This window comes from Bradyrhizobium sp. SRS-191, from assembly GCF_024586915.1.
Classification (GTDB): Bacteria; Pseudomonadota; Alphaproteobacteria; order Rhizobiales; family Xanthobacteraceae; genus Bradyrhizobium.
The window spans coordinates 19233-35143 of record NZ_JANBVS010000002.1 but is presented as its reverse complement, the minus strand read 5'-3'; the positions used below and the strand labels follow the sequence as shown (position 1 = coordinate 35143).

The 15911-nt window shown below is 66.7% G+C and carries 16 protein-coding genes; 8 read left to right on the top strand and 8 right to left on the bottom strand.

Translation table 11 applies throughout. The features are described 5' to 3' along the window. Nucleotides 1–17: 17 nt before the first annotated feature. The 3 genes from NLR35_RS03990 (at nt 18) to NLR35_RS03980 (ending at nt 3223) form a co-directional block, all read left to right on the top strand. On the top strand, nt 18–170 hold the full coding sequence (locus NLR35_RS03990) for a hypothetical protein (protein WP_257165271.1): 153 nt from the start codon (nt 18–20) through the stop codon (nt 168–170). After that, complete coding sequence (gene scpA / locus NLR35_RS03985) at nt 167–2323, top strand: methylmalonyl-CoA mutase (RefSeq protein WP_257165270.1); 2157 nt, start codon at nt 167–169, stop codon at nt 2321–2323. Before NLR35_RS03990 ends, scpA begins: the two co-directional genes overlap by 4 nt. A gap of 123 nt (nt 2324–2446) precedes the next feature. After that, nucleotides 2447–3223 (top strand): DUF3298 and DUF4163 domain-containing protein, encoded by a 777-nt coding sequence (locus NLR35_RS03980; protein WP_257165269.1) that lies wholly within the window; start codon nt 2447–2449, stop codon nt 3221–3223. A gap of 59 nt (nt 3224–3282) precedes the next feature. Here the strand turns inward: NLR35_RS03980 and NLR35_RS03975 are convergent, their stop codons facing one another. After that, nucleotides 3283–3750, bottom strand: a complete 468-nt coding sequence (locus NLR35_RS03975) for an SRPBCC family protein (RefSeq protein WP_257165268.1) — start codon at nt 3748–3750, stop codon at nt 3283–3285. A gap of 138 nt (nt 3751–3888) precedes the next feature. On the opposite strand from NLR35_RS03975, the gene meaB reads away from it, so the two are divergent. Both meaB and NLR35_RS03965 read left to right on the top strand, forming a co-directional pair. Next, nucleotides 3889–4878 carry a methylmalonyl Co-A mutase-associated GTPase MeaB gene (meaB, locus tag NLR35_RS03970; RefSeq protein WP_257165267.1) on the top strand — a complete coding sequence of 330 codons (990 nt, stop codon included), beginning with the start codon at nt 3889–3891 and terminating at the stop codon, nt 4876–4878. Then, on the top strand, nt 4875–5531 hold the full coding sequence (locus NLR35_RS03965) for a pyroglutamyl-peptidase I (protein ID WP_257165266.1): 657 nt from the start codon (nt 4875–4877) through the stop codon (nt 5529–5531). The genes meaB and NLR35_RS03965 overlap by 4 nt, the downstream gene beginning before the upstream one ends. A gap of 54 nt (nt 5532–5585) precedes the next feature. On the opposite strand, the gene NLR35_RS03960 is transcribed toward NLR35_RS03965, so the two are convergent. Continuing rightward, nucleotides 5586–5873 carry a GlsB/YeaQ/YmgE family stress response membrane protein gene (locus tag NLR35_RS03960; RefSeq protein WP_257165265.1) on the bottom strand — a complete coding sequence of 96 codons (288 nt, stop codon included), beginning with the start codon at nt 5871–5873 and terminating at the stop codon, nt 5586–5588. Between the two features lie 194 nt (nt 5874–6067). Here NLR35_RS03960 and NLR35_RS03955 point away from each other — a divergent pair, with 194 nt between their 5' ends. After that, nucleotides 6068–7441 (top strand): TIGR03808 family TAT-translocated repetitive protein, encoded by a 1374-nt coding sequence (locus NLR35_RS03955; RefSeq protein ID WP_257165264.1) that lies wholly within the window; start codon nt 6068–6070, stop codon nt 7439–7441. A 105-nt stretch (nt 7442–7546) separates the two neighbouring features. Here the strand turns inward: NLR35_RS03955 and NLR35_RS03950 are convergent, their stop codons facing one another. The 4 genes from NLR35_RS03950 to NLR35_RS03935 form a co-directional block, all read right to left on the bottom strand. Beyond that, entirely contained in the window at nt 7547–8314 is a 768-nt protein-coding gene (locus NLR35_RS03950) for a TIGR03809 family protein (RefSeq protein ID WP_257165263.1), read from the bottom strand. A gap of 455 nt (nt 8315–8769) precedes the next feature. Continuing rightward, nucleotides 8770–10446 (bottom strand): S8 family serine peptidase, encoded by a 1677-nt coding sequence (locus NLR35_RS03945; protein WP_257165262.1) that lies wholly within the window; start codon nt 10444–10446, stop codon nt 8770–8772. 33 nt (nt 10447–10479) lie between these two features. Next, a complete protein-coding gene (locus tag NLR35_RS03940) occupies nt 10480–11364 on the bottom strand; it encodes a hypothetical protein (RefSeq protein ID WP_257165261.1) in 885 nt (294 codons plus the stop codon). After that, the gene (locus tag NLR35_RS03935; RefSeq protein ID WP_257165260.1) at nt 11361–11930 is read right to left on the bottom strand and encodes a sigma-70 family RNA polymerase sigma factor; all 570 of its coding nucleotides are present in this window, start codon (nt 11928–11930) and stop codon (nt 11361–11363) included. The genes NLR35_RS03940 and NLR35_RS03935 overlap by 4 nt, the downstream gene beginning before the upstream one ends. 317 nt (nt 11931–12247) lie before the next feature. Between NLR35_RS03935 and NLR35_RS03930 the strand changes: the two genes are divergently transcribed. Further along, a complete protein-coding gene (locus NLR35_RS03930) occupies nt 12248–13396 on the top strand; it encodes a GGDEF domain-containing protein (protein WP_257165259.1) in 1149 nt (382 codons plus the stop codon). Nucleotides 13397–13406: 10 nt separating this feature from the next. Next, nucleotides 13407–14510 (top strand): DUF2336 domain-containing protein, encoded by a 1104-nt coding sequence (locus NLR35_RS03925; RefSeq protein WP_257165258.1) that lies wholly within the window; start codon nt 13407–13409, stop codon nt 14508–14510. A 19-nt stretch (nt 14511–14529) separates the two neighbouring features. Here NLR35_RS03925 and NLR35_RS03920 read toward each other — a convergent pair whose 3' ends face one another. Both NLR35_RS03920 and NLR35_RS03915 read right to left on the bottom strand, forming a co-directional pair. After that, complete coding sequence (locus NLR35_RS03920) at nt 14530–15168, bottom strand: DUF1109 domain-containing protein (protein WP_257165257.1); 639 nt, start codon at nt 15166–15168, stop codon at nt 14530–14532. 2 nt (nt 15169–15170) lie between these two features. Continuing rightward, nucleotides 15171–15716 (bottom strand): sigma-70 family RNA polymerase sigma factor, encoded by a 546-nt coding sequence (locus NLR35_RS03915; RefSeq protein ID WP_257165256.1) that lies wholly within the window; start codon nt 15714–15716, stop codon nt 15171–15173. Nucleotides 15717–15911 lie beyond the last annotated feature (195 nt).

Below are 15911 nucleotides of genomic sequence, written 5' to 3'. Positions count from 1 at the left end.
ACGGATCAGGATCGACCATGTTCAGTTGGCTGGCCGCACTCATCGAAACTGCGATCCACACCGTCTGGACGCGGAACATGACGGCGGATCCACGCAATGATCCGGTCTACAAGATGAAACTAAACGAGCTCATCGAGAGAAACCGCAGGTTTGAGGACGCCCGGGAATGACCCGCATTCCAAATTTCGCCGACATCGCCTTTGAACCGACCGCCGCCCCCGCGCCTGCAGGCACCGCCGAGCCGTGGCTGACGCCGGAAGGCATTCCGGTCAAGCCCGCTTATGCCGAGGCCGATCTTGCCGGCATCGATTTCCTGGAGACATGGCCGGGCACCGCGCCGTATCTGCGCGGCCCCTACCCGACCATGTATGTCAACCAGCCCTGGACGGTCCGGCAATATGCCGGATTCTCCACCGCCGAAGACTCCAACGCATTCTACCGGCGCAATCTCGCGGCCGGACAGAAGGGCCTGTCCGTCGCGTTCGATCTCGCCACCCACCGTGGCTATGATTCCGATCATCCGCGCGTCGGCGGCGACGTCGGCATGGCCGGCGTTGCGATCGACTCGATCTACGACATGCGCACCTTGTTCGCCGGCATCCCGCTCGACCAGATGAGCGTGTCGATGACCATGAACGGCGCGGTGCTGCCGATCCTCGCGCTGTTCGTCGTTGCCGCCGAAGAACAGGGAGTGCCGCCGGAGAAGCTCTCGGGCACCATTCAGAACGACATTCTGAAAGAGTTCATGGTGCGCAACACCTACATCTATCCGCCGACGCCCTCGATGCGGATCATCTCCGACATCTTCGCCTTCACCTCGCAGCGGATGCCGAAGTTCAACTCGATCTCGATCTCCGGCTATCACATGCAGGAGGCCGGCGCGACGCAGGACCTCGAGCTCGCCTACACGCTCGCCGACGGCGTGGAGTACTTGCGCGCCGGGATTGCCGCGGGCCTCGATGTCGATCGCTTCGCCCCGCGACTGTCGTTCTTCTGGGCGATCGGCATGAACTTCTTCATGGAAGTCGCGAAGCTGCGTGCGGCGCGACTGCTGTGGGCCAAACTCCTCAAGCCGTTCAACCCGAAGGACCCACGCTCGCTGTCCTTGCGCACGCACAGCCAGACCTCGGGCTGGTCGCTGACCGCGCAGGACGTCTACAACAACGTGGTGCGCACCGCGGTCGAGGCGATGGCCGCGACGCAGGGCCATACGCAGTCGCTGCACACCAACGCACTTGACGAGGCCTTGGCGCTGCCGACCGACTTTTCCGCGCGCATCGCCCGCAACACGCAATTGTTCCTGCAACAGGAGAGCGGCACCACCCGCATCATCGATCCCTGGGGCGGCTCGTACTATGTCGAGCGCCTCACCCGCGATCTCGCCGCCAAGGCCTGGGGCCACATCCAGGAGATCGAGGAGCTCGGCGGCATGGCCAAGGCGATCGAGGCCGGCGTGCCCAAGCTGCGCATCGAGGAGGCCTCGGCCAAGACCCAGGCGCGCATCGACACCGGCCGCCAGTCGGTGATCGGCGTCAACAAATACAAGCCGACCGACGAGCCGCCGCTCGACGTCCTCAAGGTCGACAATTCCACCGTGCGCCGGCTGCAGATCGACAAGCTCTCAAGGCTGAAATCCGAGCGCAAGCAGGCCGAGGTCGATGCAGCGTTGGCCGCGCTGACGCGGTCGGCCGGCGACGGCAACGGCAATCTGCTGGCGCTGGCGATCGATGCCGCGCGCGCCAAAGCCACCGTCGGCGAGATCTCGGACGCGCTGGAAAAAGTGTTCGGCCGCCACCGCGCCGAGATCAAGTCCATCACCGGCGTCTACAAGCGGGAGATCGCCGCCATGTCCGGCAAGGCCGAGAAGCTGCAGACCCTGATCGAGGCCTTCGAGGAAGCCGAGGGCCGCAGGCCGCGCATCCTGGTCGCCAAGATCGGCCAGGACGGCCACGACCGCGGCCAGAAGGTGATCGCATCCGCCTTCGCCGACATCGGCTTCGACGTCGACATCGGGCCCTTGTTCGCCACCGCCGACGAGGCGGCGCGGCAGGCGGTCGAGAACGACGTGCACATTCTCGGCGTCTCGTCGCTCGCAGCCGCGCATCTCACCGCGGTGCCGGAGCTGAAGGCCGCGCTGAAAAGCCAAGGCCGCGAGGACATCATGATCATCGTCGGCGGCGTGGTGCCGCCACAGGACTATGAGGCACTGTACAAGTCCGGCGCCGAGGCGATCTTCCCGCCGGGCACCGTCATCGCCGATGCCGCCGAAGAGCTGATCCACAAGCTCAATGCGCGGCTCGGCCACAGCGAGGCGGCGGAATAGGCATTCGAAGCCGCAAAACATTCTTACGGCGCGCGGTCATCGAATCGCGCGCCGTTCGTTTGCGGTCCTGAACCTGCGTGCCCCCAAGCGATACGCATTTCCACACACTGGATTCCAATTGCCATGAGCCTTTCCACGCTTCGCATTGCCGCCCTTCTCGGCCTGCTCGCAGTCACGCCGGCCCTCGCCGCCGATCCCAAGCCCGACGCGAGCATCAACACCAAGGCGATCGAGGCCAATGTCACGCTCGATTCCCAAATCAAGGCGGACGCGCCGCTGTCAGCCTATTGCCTCGCCGACGGCAAGAAGTGGATCGACAAGAACGCGGCTGATGCCGCCCGGGAGCGCAAGGAGGATCCGCAGGCCTTCCGCGACGGCAAATGGTCGTTCGAGCGCAAATATTCCGTCCGCTCCGTCGTCGCCGATCGCTACGTCAGCATCGTCAGGGACGACTACATGAACACCGGCGGCGCGCATCCGAACAGCGACGTCAACACCATCCTGTGGGACAAGGCGTCCGCCAAGGCGATCAGCATCCGCCCGTTCTTCACCGAGACCGCCGACAACGGCCCGGCGATGAAGGCGATGCTGGCCGCGGTGATCACCTCGCTCAAGGCCGAGAAGAAGAAGCGCGGCGCCGAGGAGATGGCCACCGCCGAATGGTTCAAGGACCTGGAGCCGAGGCTCCTGAAGATCGGCGCTGTCACCCTCGCCCCCTCCACGCAGGCCGGCAAGAGCTCCGGCCTGACCTTCCACTATCCGCCTTACGCGGTCGGCTCCTACGCCGAAGGCCAGTATGTCGCGTTCGTGCCCTGGGAAACGCTCAAGCCCTATCTCAGCTCCGAAGGTCAGGCGATCTTCGGCGGCGCCAGGCCGAAGGGGGACGCGGAAGAGAACTGATCTCGCGCAAGCCCCGGAATGGCGCGGCCCGCAGGCCATTCTGTGGTCAAAGCGGGTACTCAGGCCGATCGCGCCAGTGTTCGTTCCAGCGAACGGGTCCAATCCGGAATCCAGGTCCGCAACAGTGCGTGCCAACGGTCAGCATCTTCCGGCGCGGTTTCGATCGTCACCGACCATTCGATAAAGGTGCGATTGCCCTGGGTGATCTCCCGCAGACTCATCGTCCCTTCATATCGCGCTGATGACACCGGCTGCGACGCCAGTTCGGCCGGGAACGGCATCGGCTCGAGGCCCGCATAGATCAGCGAATGCGAGAGGTCGGAATGCGCCACCAGGCGCTGCCTGATCCAATGGCCGAGATAGCAGAAGCGCCTGATCGCGCCGACATCGTCACCGCGCCTGTCGTCCTCGATCATGCTTTCGCTGACGCCTTCGATGTAGACTGGGTAGTTGTTGAAGTCGCGGATCAACGACCAGACGGTCGTCAGGGGATGGTCGAGGACCGCGCTGTAAGTGGCTGTTGTCATGGTCTCATGTGTCCGTTGCAGGGCGCCCCAATCATCGCGCCACACGGCGGCGAAACCCACCCGGTTTCCGATCGACAACAGTGGTGGACGCAACCGCGATCCCCTCGCCACCTCGGCACGACCATTGTAAACCAAGCCATGAGCCAGCCGAGATCCCCCGCTGATATCCTTCCCCTCGCCCGCGACTTGCGCGCCGGCAGCCGCGCCGCGCTGGCGCGTGCGATCACCTTGGTCGAGAGCCGGCGGGCAGATCATCAGGCGGCGGCGCGGGAGCTGGTGCAGGCGCTGCTGCCGCAGACCGGTAACGCAATTCGCGTCGGCATCACCGGCTCGCCCGGCGTCGGCAAGTCGACCACGATCGATGCGCTCGGCATGTACCTGATCGAACAGGGCCAGAAGGTCGCGGTGCTCGCGGTCGATCCCTCCTCGGCGCGCACCGGCGGCTCCATCCTCGGCGACAAGACGCGGATGGCGCGGCTGTCGCATCACGAGCATGCCTTCATCCGCCCCTCGCCTTCCTCGGGCACGCTGGGAGGTGTCGCCGCCAAGACGCGCGAGGCGATGCTGTTGTGCGAGGCCGCGGGCTTCGACGTCGTGCTGGTCGAGACCGTCGGCATCGGCCAGTCCGAGACCGCGGTCTGCGACATGACCGACTTCTTCCTTGCGCTGATGCTGCCGGGCGGCGGCGACGAGTTGCAGGGCATCAAGAAGGGCCTGGTCGAGCTCGCCGACATGATCGCGATCAACAAGGCCGATGGCGACAACGTCAAGCGCGCCAACATCACCGCCGCCGACTATCGCGGCGCGCTGCATCTGCTCAGCCCGCGCTCCGAACACTGGCATCCGCCGGTCGTGACCTATTCGGCGATGGCCGGCACGGGGATCGCCGAGCTGTGGCAGAAGGTGCTCAATCATCGCAAGGCGATGATCGCCTCCGGCGAGTTCGCGGCCCGCCGCCGCGACCAGCAGGTAAAATGGATGTGGACCATGCTGGAGCAGCGCCTGATGGCGCGGCTGCGCACCGATCCCTCCATCCGCACCAAGGTGAAGAAGCTGGAGACCGACGTCGCCGAGGGCCGCGTGGCGCCGGCGCTGGCGGCCGAACAACTGGCGGAGATGCTGAGTTGAGCGAGCGGCCGCGCCTTCTGATCACCGGCTTCGGCCCGTTCCCCGGCGCGCCGTCCAACCCGACCATGCCGCTGGTGAAACGCCTCTCGGAGCTGCGCCGGCCGGCGCTGGAGGGCGTCGACATCTCCAGCCACATCTTTCACGTGACGTGTGCCACCGTCGATCGCGAGCTGCCGCAACTGATCGCCGAGCGCCGTCCGCACGCGCTGCTGATGTTCGGACTTGCGGGGCGAACGTCCTATCTGCGCATCGAGACCCGCGCCCGCAACGCCATCACGACCACCTTCCCCGATGCTGATCGCCAGATCGCGCGCAAGGGCGTGATCGTCCCGGGCGCACATGCCGTGTCGTTCGGCCCGCACATTGCGCGCCTGCTGCGCGCCGCCCGCGCCACCGGCATCGACGCAAGATCGTCGCGCGACGCCGGCAGCTACCTCTGCAACTATCTGAGCTGGCGTGCGATCGAGGCGACACGGACCGCAAGCGGCCCGCGCCTCGCCGCCTTCATCCACATCCCGCCGCTGCCGCGGAGCGGCACGACGTTGCCGCAGGGCAGTCCGCGGATCACGCTCGACGCACTGGTCGACGCCGGCGAAGCGATGCTGATGGAGCTGGTCAAGCTCGCGCGACAGGAATCCCGTCGCACGAGCTGACATGGATGCGATGAACGCGGCCAGCGTGAGCAGGCGGGCCCTCTTCGCCTGAGGTCAGACGCTCCAGCGCCGTCGACCGCCAAATCCGCCACCGATCAGGCGCAGCACGAGCAGCAGGACCACGGCGCCGATGAAGGCGTTGATGATCGCGGCGACCAGCCCGACACCGAGATGAATGCCGAGCCGGGGCAGCAGCCAATTGCCGACGAAGGCGCCGAGCAGGCCGACGACCAGATCGCCGATCAGGCCAAAGCCGCCACCATCCATGACGCGGCCCGCGAGCCACCCGGCGACGATGCCGACGAACAGAATTACCAGCAGACTCTCATTGGATAGATGCACGACCCTCTCCTCCTTGATCCGTCGCCGGAACAAGCTCGGGCAGTCCGATTGGTTCCGGGGGGCGCTGTGACGACCTGAGGGGAAGCTTTAACCGTACCGGCAACAATCCCCGGCGCCGGCGCTCATCCTCAGCATCAGCATTGAGGCTTTCGGCTTAAGTCGTGGCGGCAAGTCATCTTTCGCGGGACGCTGACATGGATTTGGATCGCCGCCGGCTTCTCGCCGGCTCGGCCGCCGGTGCCGCCGGCGCATTGGCCTTGCCAACTGAGACGGCACAAGCCGTTCCCTTGATCTCCGCGCTCGGCCGCGACGCCACGCAATACGGCGTCAAGCCGAACAGTCCGGACGACCAGACGCGCACGCTGCAGCGCGCGATCGATGAGGCCACGCGCGCGCAGGCGCCGTTGGCGCTGCCACCGGGCACCTACAAGACGTCGATGCTGCGGCTCACCAAGGGCAGCCAGTTGGTCGGTGTCCGCGGCGCCACCAAGCTGGTCTTCACCGGCGGCGGCCCGTCGCTGCTTTCCGGCGAAGGCGCCGACGGTCTCGGCATCAGCGGTCTGTCGCTCGACGGCAACGGCATCGCCCTGCCCCAGCGCCGAGGCCTGCTCCACGTCGCCGCCGCCAAAGATGTCAGGGTCATCGACTGCGAGATCACGCGCTCCGGCGGCAGCGGCCTCTGGCTGGAGCAGGTCTCGGGCGACGTCACGGGCAACGTGATCACCGACATCGCGGTCACCGCAATCGTGTCGTTCGATGCGCTCGGATTGGTCGTGTCGCGCAACACCATCAAGGGCGCGCGCGACAACGGCATCGAGATCCTGCGCACCGCGATCGGCGACGACGGCACGATGGTGCTCGACAATCATGTCGAGGACATCAAGGCGGGCCCCGGCGGCTCGGGCCAGTACGGCAACGCCATCAACGCTTTCCGCGCCGGCAACGTCATCGTCAGAGGCAACCGCATCAGGAACTGCGACTACTCCGCCGTGCGCGGCAACTCGGCCTCCAACATCCAGATCGTCGGCAACAGCGTGACCGACGTGCGCGAGGTCGCGCTCTATTCGGAGTTCTCGTTCGAAGGCGCCGTGATATCAGGCAATACGGTGGACGGCGCCGCGTTCGGCGTCTCCGTCTGCAACTTCAACGAGGGCGGCCGCATCGCGGTCGTCCAGGGCAACATCATCCGCAACCTGATTCCGAAGCGCCCGATCGGCACGGCTCCCGACGACGATGCCGGCATCGGCATCTATGTCGAGGCGGATTCGTCGGTGACCGGCAACGTGGTCGAGAACGCCCCCGCCTACGGCATCGTCGCCGGCTGGGGCCGTTATCTGCGCGACGTCGTCATTTCAAGCAACGTGGTCCGCAACGCGCTCGCCGGCATCGGGGTCTCGGTGGTGCCGGGCGCGGGCACGGCGATCGTCAGCGGCAACATGATCTCCGGCACGCCGCGCGGCGCGGTGATCGGGCTCGATCACATCAAGCCGGTGACGTCAGATCTCACGCAGGACGGCGCGCAGCGGTTTGCGCAACTGAACGTCAGCGGCAACGCCGTGGTCCGATGAAGATCTCGAGCATGATCCGGAAAAGTGGGAACCGGTTTTCCGAAAAGATAATGCTCAAACAGAGAGATCAGATCATGATGCGTTTCCGCCGAAACGCGTCATGATCTAATAGGCCACGGCCAGCGCCGGATAGCGGCGCTCGATGGCATCGAGGTCGACCACCGGCTCGTCGTACTCGGCGTCGGACTCGTCCATGCCGATACTCAAGGCCTGCTCCAACGCGGACATATCGATCCGCGCCGGCGCGACGGTCAGATCGACTGCGATCTCGTCTTCCACATCGTCCGGTTCGATGACGAAGTCGGGCTCCGGATCATCCGCGGCCAGCTCGATCTCCGGCTCGACCACGATCTCGGACTCCGCAAGGATGGTCTCGAGCGAGCGCGGCAGCGCGATCGGGCGATGCTCGACGATCGGCGCCGCGACCCTTGGCGTTTCGATCCTTGGCGTCACGATTATTGGCGTTTCGACCGGCGGCTGCTGGATGTGATGAAGCGTGATCGGCTCCGGCTCGGCGAGGCGCACGGGAGCCGGCGACACGGCCAGCGTCGCGGCCGGCCTTTGGCTCGGCACGATGCTCATCGGCTCCGGCTCGGCGCGGCGTGAAGGAGCTGGCGACACGGCCAGTGTCGCAGCCGGCCTTTGGCGCGGCACGATGCTCACCTGCTCCGGCTCGGCACGGGACAGCACCTTCCAGGTCTGCACCGCAGCCTTGGCGTGCCGAAGGTCGTCGAGGAATGCCTGCTCGGTGTAATAGCGCCGCCAGCGGCCGCTATCGAACAGCTCGGTGAGATGATCGAGACGCCGTTCGGCAAGCGCGCACCAGCGCGCAGCCAGTTCGCGGCTGCAAGCCACGTCCAGTCGATGTGTCATAGGGGAGCCCGAAAAAAGGGGACGGACGCACTCGGCACGAATCAACGCAACGTGACGTGAATATTTTGTGGAAAAGGTTAACAAAGTCTAGCTAACGCCATCTTCTTTGGCCGCCAAACCGTAGTCGTGCGGAATTTTGCCCGTGGTTTCGCGGGCTCCGCCGCATCGAAACAACGCTGGCGCGTCCGCTGAGATCATCGAGCAACCCGAAGCTGTCCCCCGGAGCCGACAGTGGCGAGCTCGTCACGGTATTCGCGCATCCCAAAATGAAAGAGCCGTCCGGGGGGACAACCGGACGGCTCGAGCCATATGGGCGCTTGGGGTGGATGGGCGCTCGCGCCTGATATAGCTTTTGGGGAGGGGATCACCGCTCCCACATACCTTCTGTCGTGACCGCCCTAGCGCACGTTCAAAGCGACAGCGGGAATTTCGGACCATTCACGAAAACGTTGACGCTACTGCTGGGCCGGCCGAACCGCATCGGCAGGCGGCGCGTCGCCGGTTCCCATATTGAGTCCCATGGCCGAAGCCGGGCGCAGCTCGCGTGCGGGCGCCAGGTCTTGTCCCCTGTCGCCGGCAGGCCCGGCCGCAGGTGCGGCCGACACCGCGGGCCTATCCTGCGGCGACAGCACGGCCTGCACTGCGGCCAGCGCGTCCGCCTCCCCTGCTCCGAACAATTCGTCCTGCCCGGGCGAGCCGAGATCGCGCGCGGTCTTGGTCAGCACCGTGCGCACGGTCTCCGGCTTCAGCGCCGGATTGCGCTCCAGCACCAGCGCCGCGAGGCCGCTGACATAGGCTGCGGAGAACGAGGTGCCCGAAATGATCTGATACTTGCCGTCCGGCGCCGGCAGGAAGATGTCGGCGCCGGGCGCGGCGAGCGCGATGTAGTTGCCGCGATTGGACGCCGGCAGCAGCTGGTCCCGTGTATCGGTCGCGCTGACGGCAATGACGTTCGGATTGGCGGCGGGATAGAGCGGCGGCGATTTCGCGCCGGCATTGCCGGCGGCGGCGACCATGACGACGTCCTTGGCCGCGACCGCCGCGATGGCCCGCTCGATCACGGCGTCCTTCGGGCCGGCGAAGCTCATGTTGATGATCTGCGCGCCATGCAGCGCCGCGTAGTCCAGCGCCTTGAGGATCACATAGGAGCTGCTCTCCGGGCCGCCGCCCTTCTTGCCCACGCCGAACGCACGGATGGCAATGATCCGCGCATAGGGCGCGCTGCCCATCAGCCGCTTGTGCGAGACGATCACGCCGGCAATGCCGGTGCCGTGCACATGCGGCCCCTCGTCGCCGCCGAGCGCGTCATACGCATCGAACGACGCATCGGCGAATTCGGGATGCTTGAGGTCGACCCCGGAATCGATCACCGCGATGGTGACGTTGGAGCCTTGCGCCAGCCGATGCGCTTCAGGCAGCCGAAGCTTCGCCAGAGCGTATTGCGCCGGATCGCCCTCCGCAGGTGGAGCGCTTTGCTGCAGGGTGTAGCGATAGTTCGGCTGCACCGAGCGGACGCTGCGATCTGCCGCAAAGGCGCGCCTGACCGCCTCGACGGAGCGGCGGTCGGTGATCCTGAACAGGCCGATGGTCGCCCCGATCAAAGGAAAATTCTGCGAGCTGATGCGCTGCAGGCGGTGGCGCCGCGCGAGCGCGTCGGCCTGATCGGCGGACAGGCTGCCGTCGATCTCGGCGACGAGCTCATTGGCGATGCTGCGCGGATCGCTCGTCCCTGCGGCGGCGGGCTCGCGCCGTTGCGCCGACTTCGCCGACCTGCCCTTGCCCGAGTTCCCATTCGCCGACATCGCCTTGTCTGATCCGCCTTCGGCGGTCGCCGACGGCCGCCTCAGGCATTCCCCTGACGCCGTGCGGTCGGGCGGGCTGCAGGAGGACTGCAGGTTCGGTGAGAAGCGCGCGGTCGGCAGCGCAGGCCGGATGGCAATGCCCGGACTCGGCGGCGCGCGCATCGCCGCGCCTGGATTGATGCTCGGCACCCGGCTCGGGATGTTGATGTTGGGCGAGCGCATCATCGCCTGCGCCGAGGCGCTCATGTCGCCGCCCGCCATGCCGAGAACCACGCCTGCGGTCAGCGCGGCGAGATGTCTTGCGGACCGCAGCAATGCGCGCAGCGACATGGAGCCTCCGAACGACGCCTCGGACGGCGCAGCCTATTGAGCAGCCACCGCGAGGCTGACGATCTTCTCCCGCGACAGCCGGCCGATCAGGCCGTCGGCATCGGCCCGCGACAACGGCTGGGTGCCGAGTTGCAACTTGAACAGCCCGCCCTTGGCGCCCTCGACGATCGAGGCCTGATAGCTGTCGAGCAGCGCGGTGATGTCGGCCATGCGCGCATCGGGCGCGAAGCGCACCAGCGCGTAGACCGGCGCGGTCGATCCGGCGACCTGCGGGCCGAGACCGCGGATCAGCGGCGCAGCCGGGGCCGGAGCTTCGGCGATGCGCTGACGTGCCATACTGTTATCAGGCGCCCGTTCGGCCAGAGCCGGCGCGGCCGCGCTGGGCGGCGGCGGCGCCGCTGCCATCGGCCTGCTCACGGGTGCAGGAGCAACGCTCTTGTCCTGAGCGAGCTTCTCTTGCGCAGGCTTGTCCTCGGCGACCGAAGCGGTCTGGTAGGTCGCGGTCTGCGAGCGCATCAGCACGGCGCCGATGATGCCGGCCTGCGCCACCACCAGGAGCGCGCCGAGGCTCACGGTCCAGACCAGGGTGCGCGGCGACAGGCTCTCGAAGAACGCCATGATGCGCGCGCCGGCGCCGGGCTGCGCCTTGGGCGCCTGCTCCGGCTCGGCCTCGATCGCGGCGAACAGCTTCTGCATCGCGCGCATCGACGGCGCGCCGAGGCTTTCGTTCAGCGCGATGGTCTCGGCATATTCCTTCTGGATCTCGGCATATTGCCGGGCGAGATCGGCGTCCTGCGCCAGCGCCTCCTCGACACGGCGCATGTCGCGCGCATTCAGCGTGCCGGCGGCGTACCACGGCAACAGCAGCTCGACGTCACCGGGCTCTTGCTCCAGCATCTTCTTGCTCAAAGCCATCATGGCCAGCCTCTTTCAATGCCGGCCGCCTTCAGGAGTTCGGCCAATTTCTTGCGCGCATAGAACAGGCGCGTCTTGACGGTGTTTTCCGGAATTCCGACGATCTCGGCCACCTCCTCCACGGACTTCTCGTGGTAGTAGACCAGATCGACGATCTCCCGGTGGTCAGGCGAAAGCGCGGTCAGGCACTTGCGCAGGGCTTCCCCGGTATTCTTCTTCTGCACCGCCACTTCCGGATCGTCGGACGTGTCCTCGATCGCGTTGGCGGCGTCGTCCTCGAGCTCAACGTCCTTGCGGCGCCGAAGTGCCGAGAGCGCCTTGAACCGCGTGATGGCCAGCAGCCAGGTGGAGACGGCAGAGCGGCCCTCGAACTTGCCGGCCTGACGCCACACGTCGAGAAAGACCTCGCTGATGAGGTCTTCCGCGGCCTGTTCGTCCCGCACGAGCCGGAGCCCGAAACGGTACACCCTGACATGGTGCCGCCCATACAGCACCTGCATGGCGAGCCGGTCGCCTTGAGCGATCCGGGCAATCAGGGTTTCGTCTGACGCCGCTGCTGTCACGCTCAATGGCCGTCTCGCAAGATTGGTCTGGAGGAATGAGATTGCGGTTCGAATACAACCGCAAAATTCTTGAAAATACCGGAAAGACACGTCCCCACGTGTGAGCTGGCGCACAGACACGCCAATTTTGCTGCATCGCCCGGGGCGGTCGCGCCCGGCGGGGTCCCGCCTGCCATGTTACGTTCCTGACCAACTGCGCCCGAAAGCCGTAAATTCCCTGCCGCGGCATGCCGCGGCGTCACGTTGTCCCAGTTCCCCTAGATACCAAAGTTAAAGGCTTTCCCACGTAGATTTTCAGTTGAACCGGAACAAATTGCGCGCGCATGGGCACCACGGCACCGCCTTATTCGATTCCCACCGTTGCCGATGCTGACGGCTCTCGCTCGCCCCCGGCGCGCGAGCTGCGCGTTCGTCGCGCCGGCCGGCGCCGGCAGATCCTGGCGATGATCGCCGCATGCTACCTGATCGACGCGGTCATCCTGTTCATCTACGCCCAGGCCGGCACCGTGCCGGCCACGATCGCCCCGTCCTATGCGGCGATCGGCGTCCTCACCGTCGCTCTGTGGACGGTGCTGTCGGAGAGCGGATTCAACGACCGCTTCCATGACCACTATCTGGTCGTGCCGCAGTCGATCATCAGCATGATGCTGACGGTCGCGTTCTGCTACATCGCGCCGGAAGTCAGCATCGTCTTCCTGTGCACGCTGTATCTGGTCGTCGGCTTCAGCTCGCTGCGCGCCACGCCGCGCCAGACCGCGATCTGCTGGACGTTCCTGGCGCTCGGGCTCGCCGGCCTGTTCCTGCTGACGGACAAGCCGCTCGGCATGCCCACCGGCAACGCCCTGGAGCGGCTCGCGACGCTTCTGGTGTTCGTGCTGACCATCGCCGGCTGCATGTTCCTCGGCATCTTCTCCAGCGCCTTGCGCGAGACGTTGTATCAGCGCGGCCTGAAGCTGAAGGAAGCCTATCGCCGCATCGAGGAGCTGGCCGAGCTCGACGAGCTGACCGGCGCGCTGAACCGGCGCTCGATCATGCAAGTGCTGGAGGAGGAATTGACACGATCGCGCCAGGCCGGCAGGCCCTGCTCGGTCGTGCTGATCGATCTCGACTGGTTCAAGCACATCAATGACGAGCACGGTCACCCGACCGGCGACGACGTGCTGCGCACCTTCGCCATCACGATGTTCGCCAACATCCGCGGCAGCGACCGCTTCGGCCGCTACGGCGGCGAGGAGTTTCTGCTGGTGCTGCCGGGCGCGCCGCAGGATCCGGCCTGCCGGCTCGCCGAGCGGCTGCGCCAGATCATCGCCGACCTCGACTGGAGCGCGTTCTCGACCGGCCTGCAGGTCACCTTCTCCGCCGGCGTCGCCACCGCGCGCGGCGACGAGACCACGGAATCGCTGCTGTCGCGCGCCGATCGCGCGCTCTACGACTCGAAGGCGCAGGGACGCAATCGCGTCACCCGCGCCTGAGCGATCCGGCATGACGACGAAGCCCAAGCCCAATGAGAGCCTGCTGGACGAGCTCGAGGACACGCTCGCGCATGGCACCGTGGCGCGGCGGGTGGAGACCCTGCGCAAGGTGACCGACCTGTTCGTGGAGGGCACGGCGGATTTTGCCGACGACCAGGTGGCGCTGTTCGACGACGTGTTCGAATGCCTGATCGACCACATCGAGACCTCGGCGCGCGCCCTGCTCGCGAGCCGGCTCGCGCCGCTCGACCGCGCCCCGCCGCGGACCTTGCACCGGCTCGCCGATGACGACGCCATCGAGGTCGCCGGTCCCGTGCTGTCGAAATCCGAACGGCTCGACGAAGCCGCGCTGATCCGCACCGCCGAGACCAAGAGCCAGGCGCATCTGCTCGCGATCTCGATCCGCCGCGTGCTCAGCCGCGCCGTCACCGACATCCTGCTCCGGCGCGGCAATGACGCGGTCGTGCACAGCACGGTCAGCAATCCCGGCGCCGACCTCTCGGAGCGCAGCTTCGATGCGCTGGTCGATCGCGCGGCGCTCGACGAGAACCTCGCCGCATGCCTCGCTTTGCAGCCCAACCTGCCCCGCCATCTCTATCTGAAGCTCGTCGCAAAGGCCTCGGCCACGGTGCGGACGCGGCTCGAGGCGGCCAATCCCAAGCTCGCGCAGGAGGTCTCCTCCGCCGTGCGGACTGCCGGAAGGCGGGCGCGATCGAGCGCGGTGGCGCTGACGAGCCAGACCGAGATCGCGCATGCGCTGGTGCGCTCCCTGCATGCCGATGGCCGGCTCGACGATCGCCTCCTGGTTCAGTTCACCGAGCAGCGCAAGTTCGACGAGGCCAATGCCGCGGTCGCCGCCATGGCCAACGTGCCGGTCGCGGTCGCCGAGAGCATCATGATCGAGAGCCGTGCCGAGGGCGTCATGATCCTCGCCAAGGTCGCAGGCCTGGCCTGGCCGGCGGTCGAATCGATCATCCGGATGCGCGATGAGCTGGCCGGCAGCGCCGCGACCGACCTCGTCGCCTCCAAGGCGACCTATGAGCGGCTGCGGCGCTCCACGGCGCAGCAGGTGCTGCGCTTCCATCGCGTGCAGGATACAGCGGCGCCGGCCTGATCGATCGCCGAGCGCAATCTCAATAACGCAGCACCCGCCGGCCGATCAGCGCGCCGAGCCCGGCCACGACGAGCGCAGCGATCGTGTACCAGGTCGCAACGAACAGCGGTGAATCGTCGGTGCAATGCGCGGCATAGAGCGTTGCGGCAATCCCCGCAGACACCAGCCCCGCGATGCCTCCCGCGACCGCCGGGCGCGACGGGGCGCCGTGGCGCAGGCCGAACAGCGCCGCGCCCAGCATCGGCAGCGACAGCACCGGGATCGCGCTGACGCACAGCATCGAATTATGGCCGACCAGCCGCGCCATCATCGGCGCCCGCTGCGGCAGCATCATCTCGGCCGCGATGCCGCCGATCAGGACGACGATCGGCGCGACCAGCAGCCAGCCCCAGCCGTGCAGCGAGGCTTCGGGCCGCGACAGATGCACGCTGATGATCAGCGCCGGGATCGCCAGCGCCGTGGTGACGACGAACTTCAGGTCGAAGAACGGATTGCGCACCGCGAGCCAGATGTCCGGGCGGATGCCGAGCCCGATCAGCAGCATCGCGGTCGATACCGGCGTCGCCGCCATCAGGGCCAGCGCCATGATGATGCCGACCGGCAGCACGCGCTGCGCATTGTCGGCGGCAAGGGTGCGGATGAGCTGATCGGTGTCCATGATCATGTGTCCCGTAGCTTGGCCGTGAGCGTCGCTAGCGCCCGGTGCAGCGCCACCCGGACCGCGCCCTCGCTCATCGAAAACTTCTGCGCCGTCTGCTTGATCGAGGCGGCCTCGACCGCGATCGACTGCAGCACGTCGCGCTGACGCTGCGGCAGGGTCTTCAGCTGCGCTTCGACCTCGCTCGCCGGGAGGCTCGGCGCCGGCGGCTCGTCGGCCAGCGTCTCCGAGAAATCGTCGATATCGACGAACACCCGCCGGCCGCGCCGGCGCAGCATGTCGATCAGCTTGTTGCGGGCGATCGCGAACAGCCAGGGCGCGAACGGCGCATTGACGTCCCAGGTGTGCCGCTTGAGATGAACCGCCAACAGAATTTCCTGCACGATGTCCTCGGCCTGGTCGGGCGGCTGGCCGGCGCGCGCGAGGCCCCGCCGCGATGCTGCGCGCAGCACCGGCGTGATCGCCTTCAGCAGACGATGATAGGCCTCGTCGTCTCCGGCGACGGCCTGGCGCATCCAGCCCGTCCACTCGTCGTCACGCTCGCGCACCTGCGCTCCCACCCGACAGTTCGCCCTGGCCCCGCAATTTGTTACTCGAAGAACGAACTGATCACAAATTCGTGATCACTCGCTCGGCCTCGGAACAATCCGAGTTGCGCCACACGGAGAGCACGCCAGCGGGCAAATCTCGGAACCGCTCCATAGCACCAAATCGATCCGCGCAAGATCGGTTTGTGGACTGCA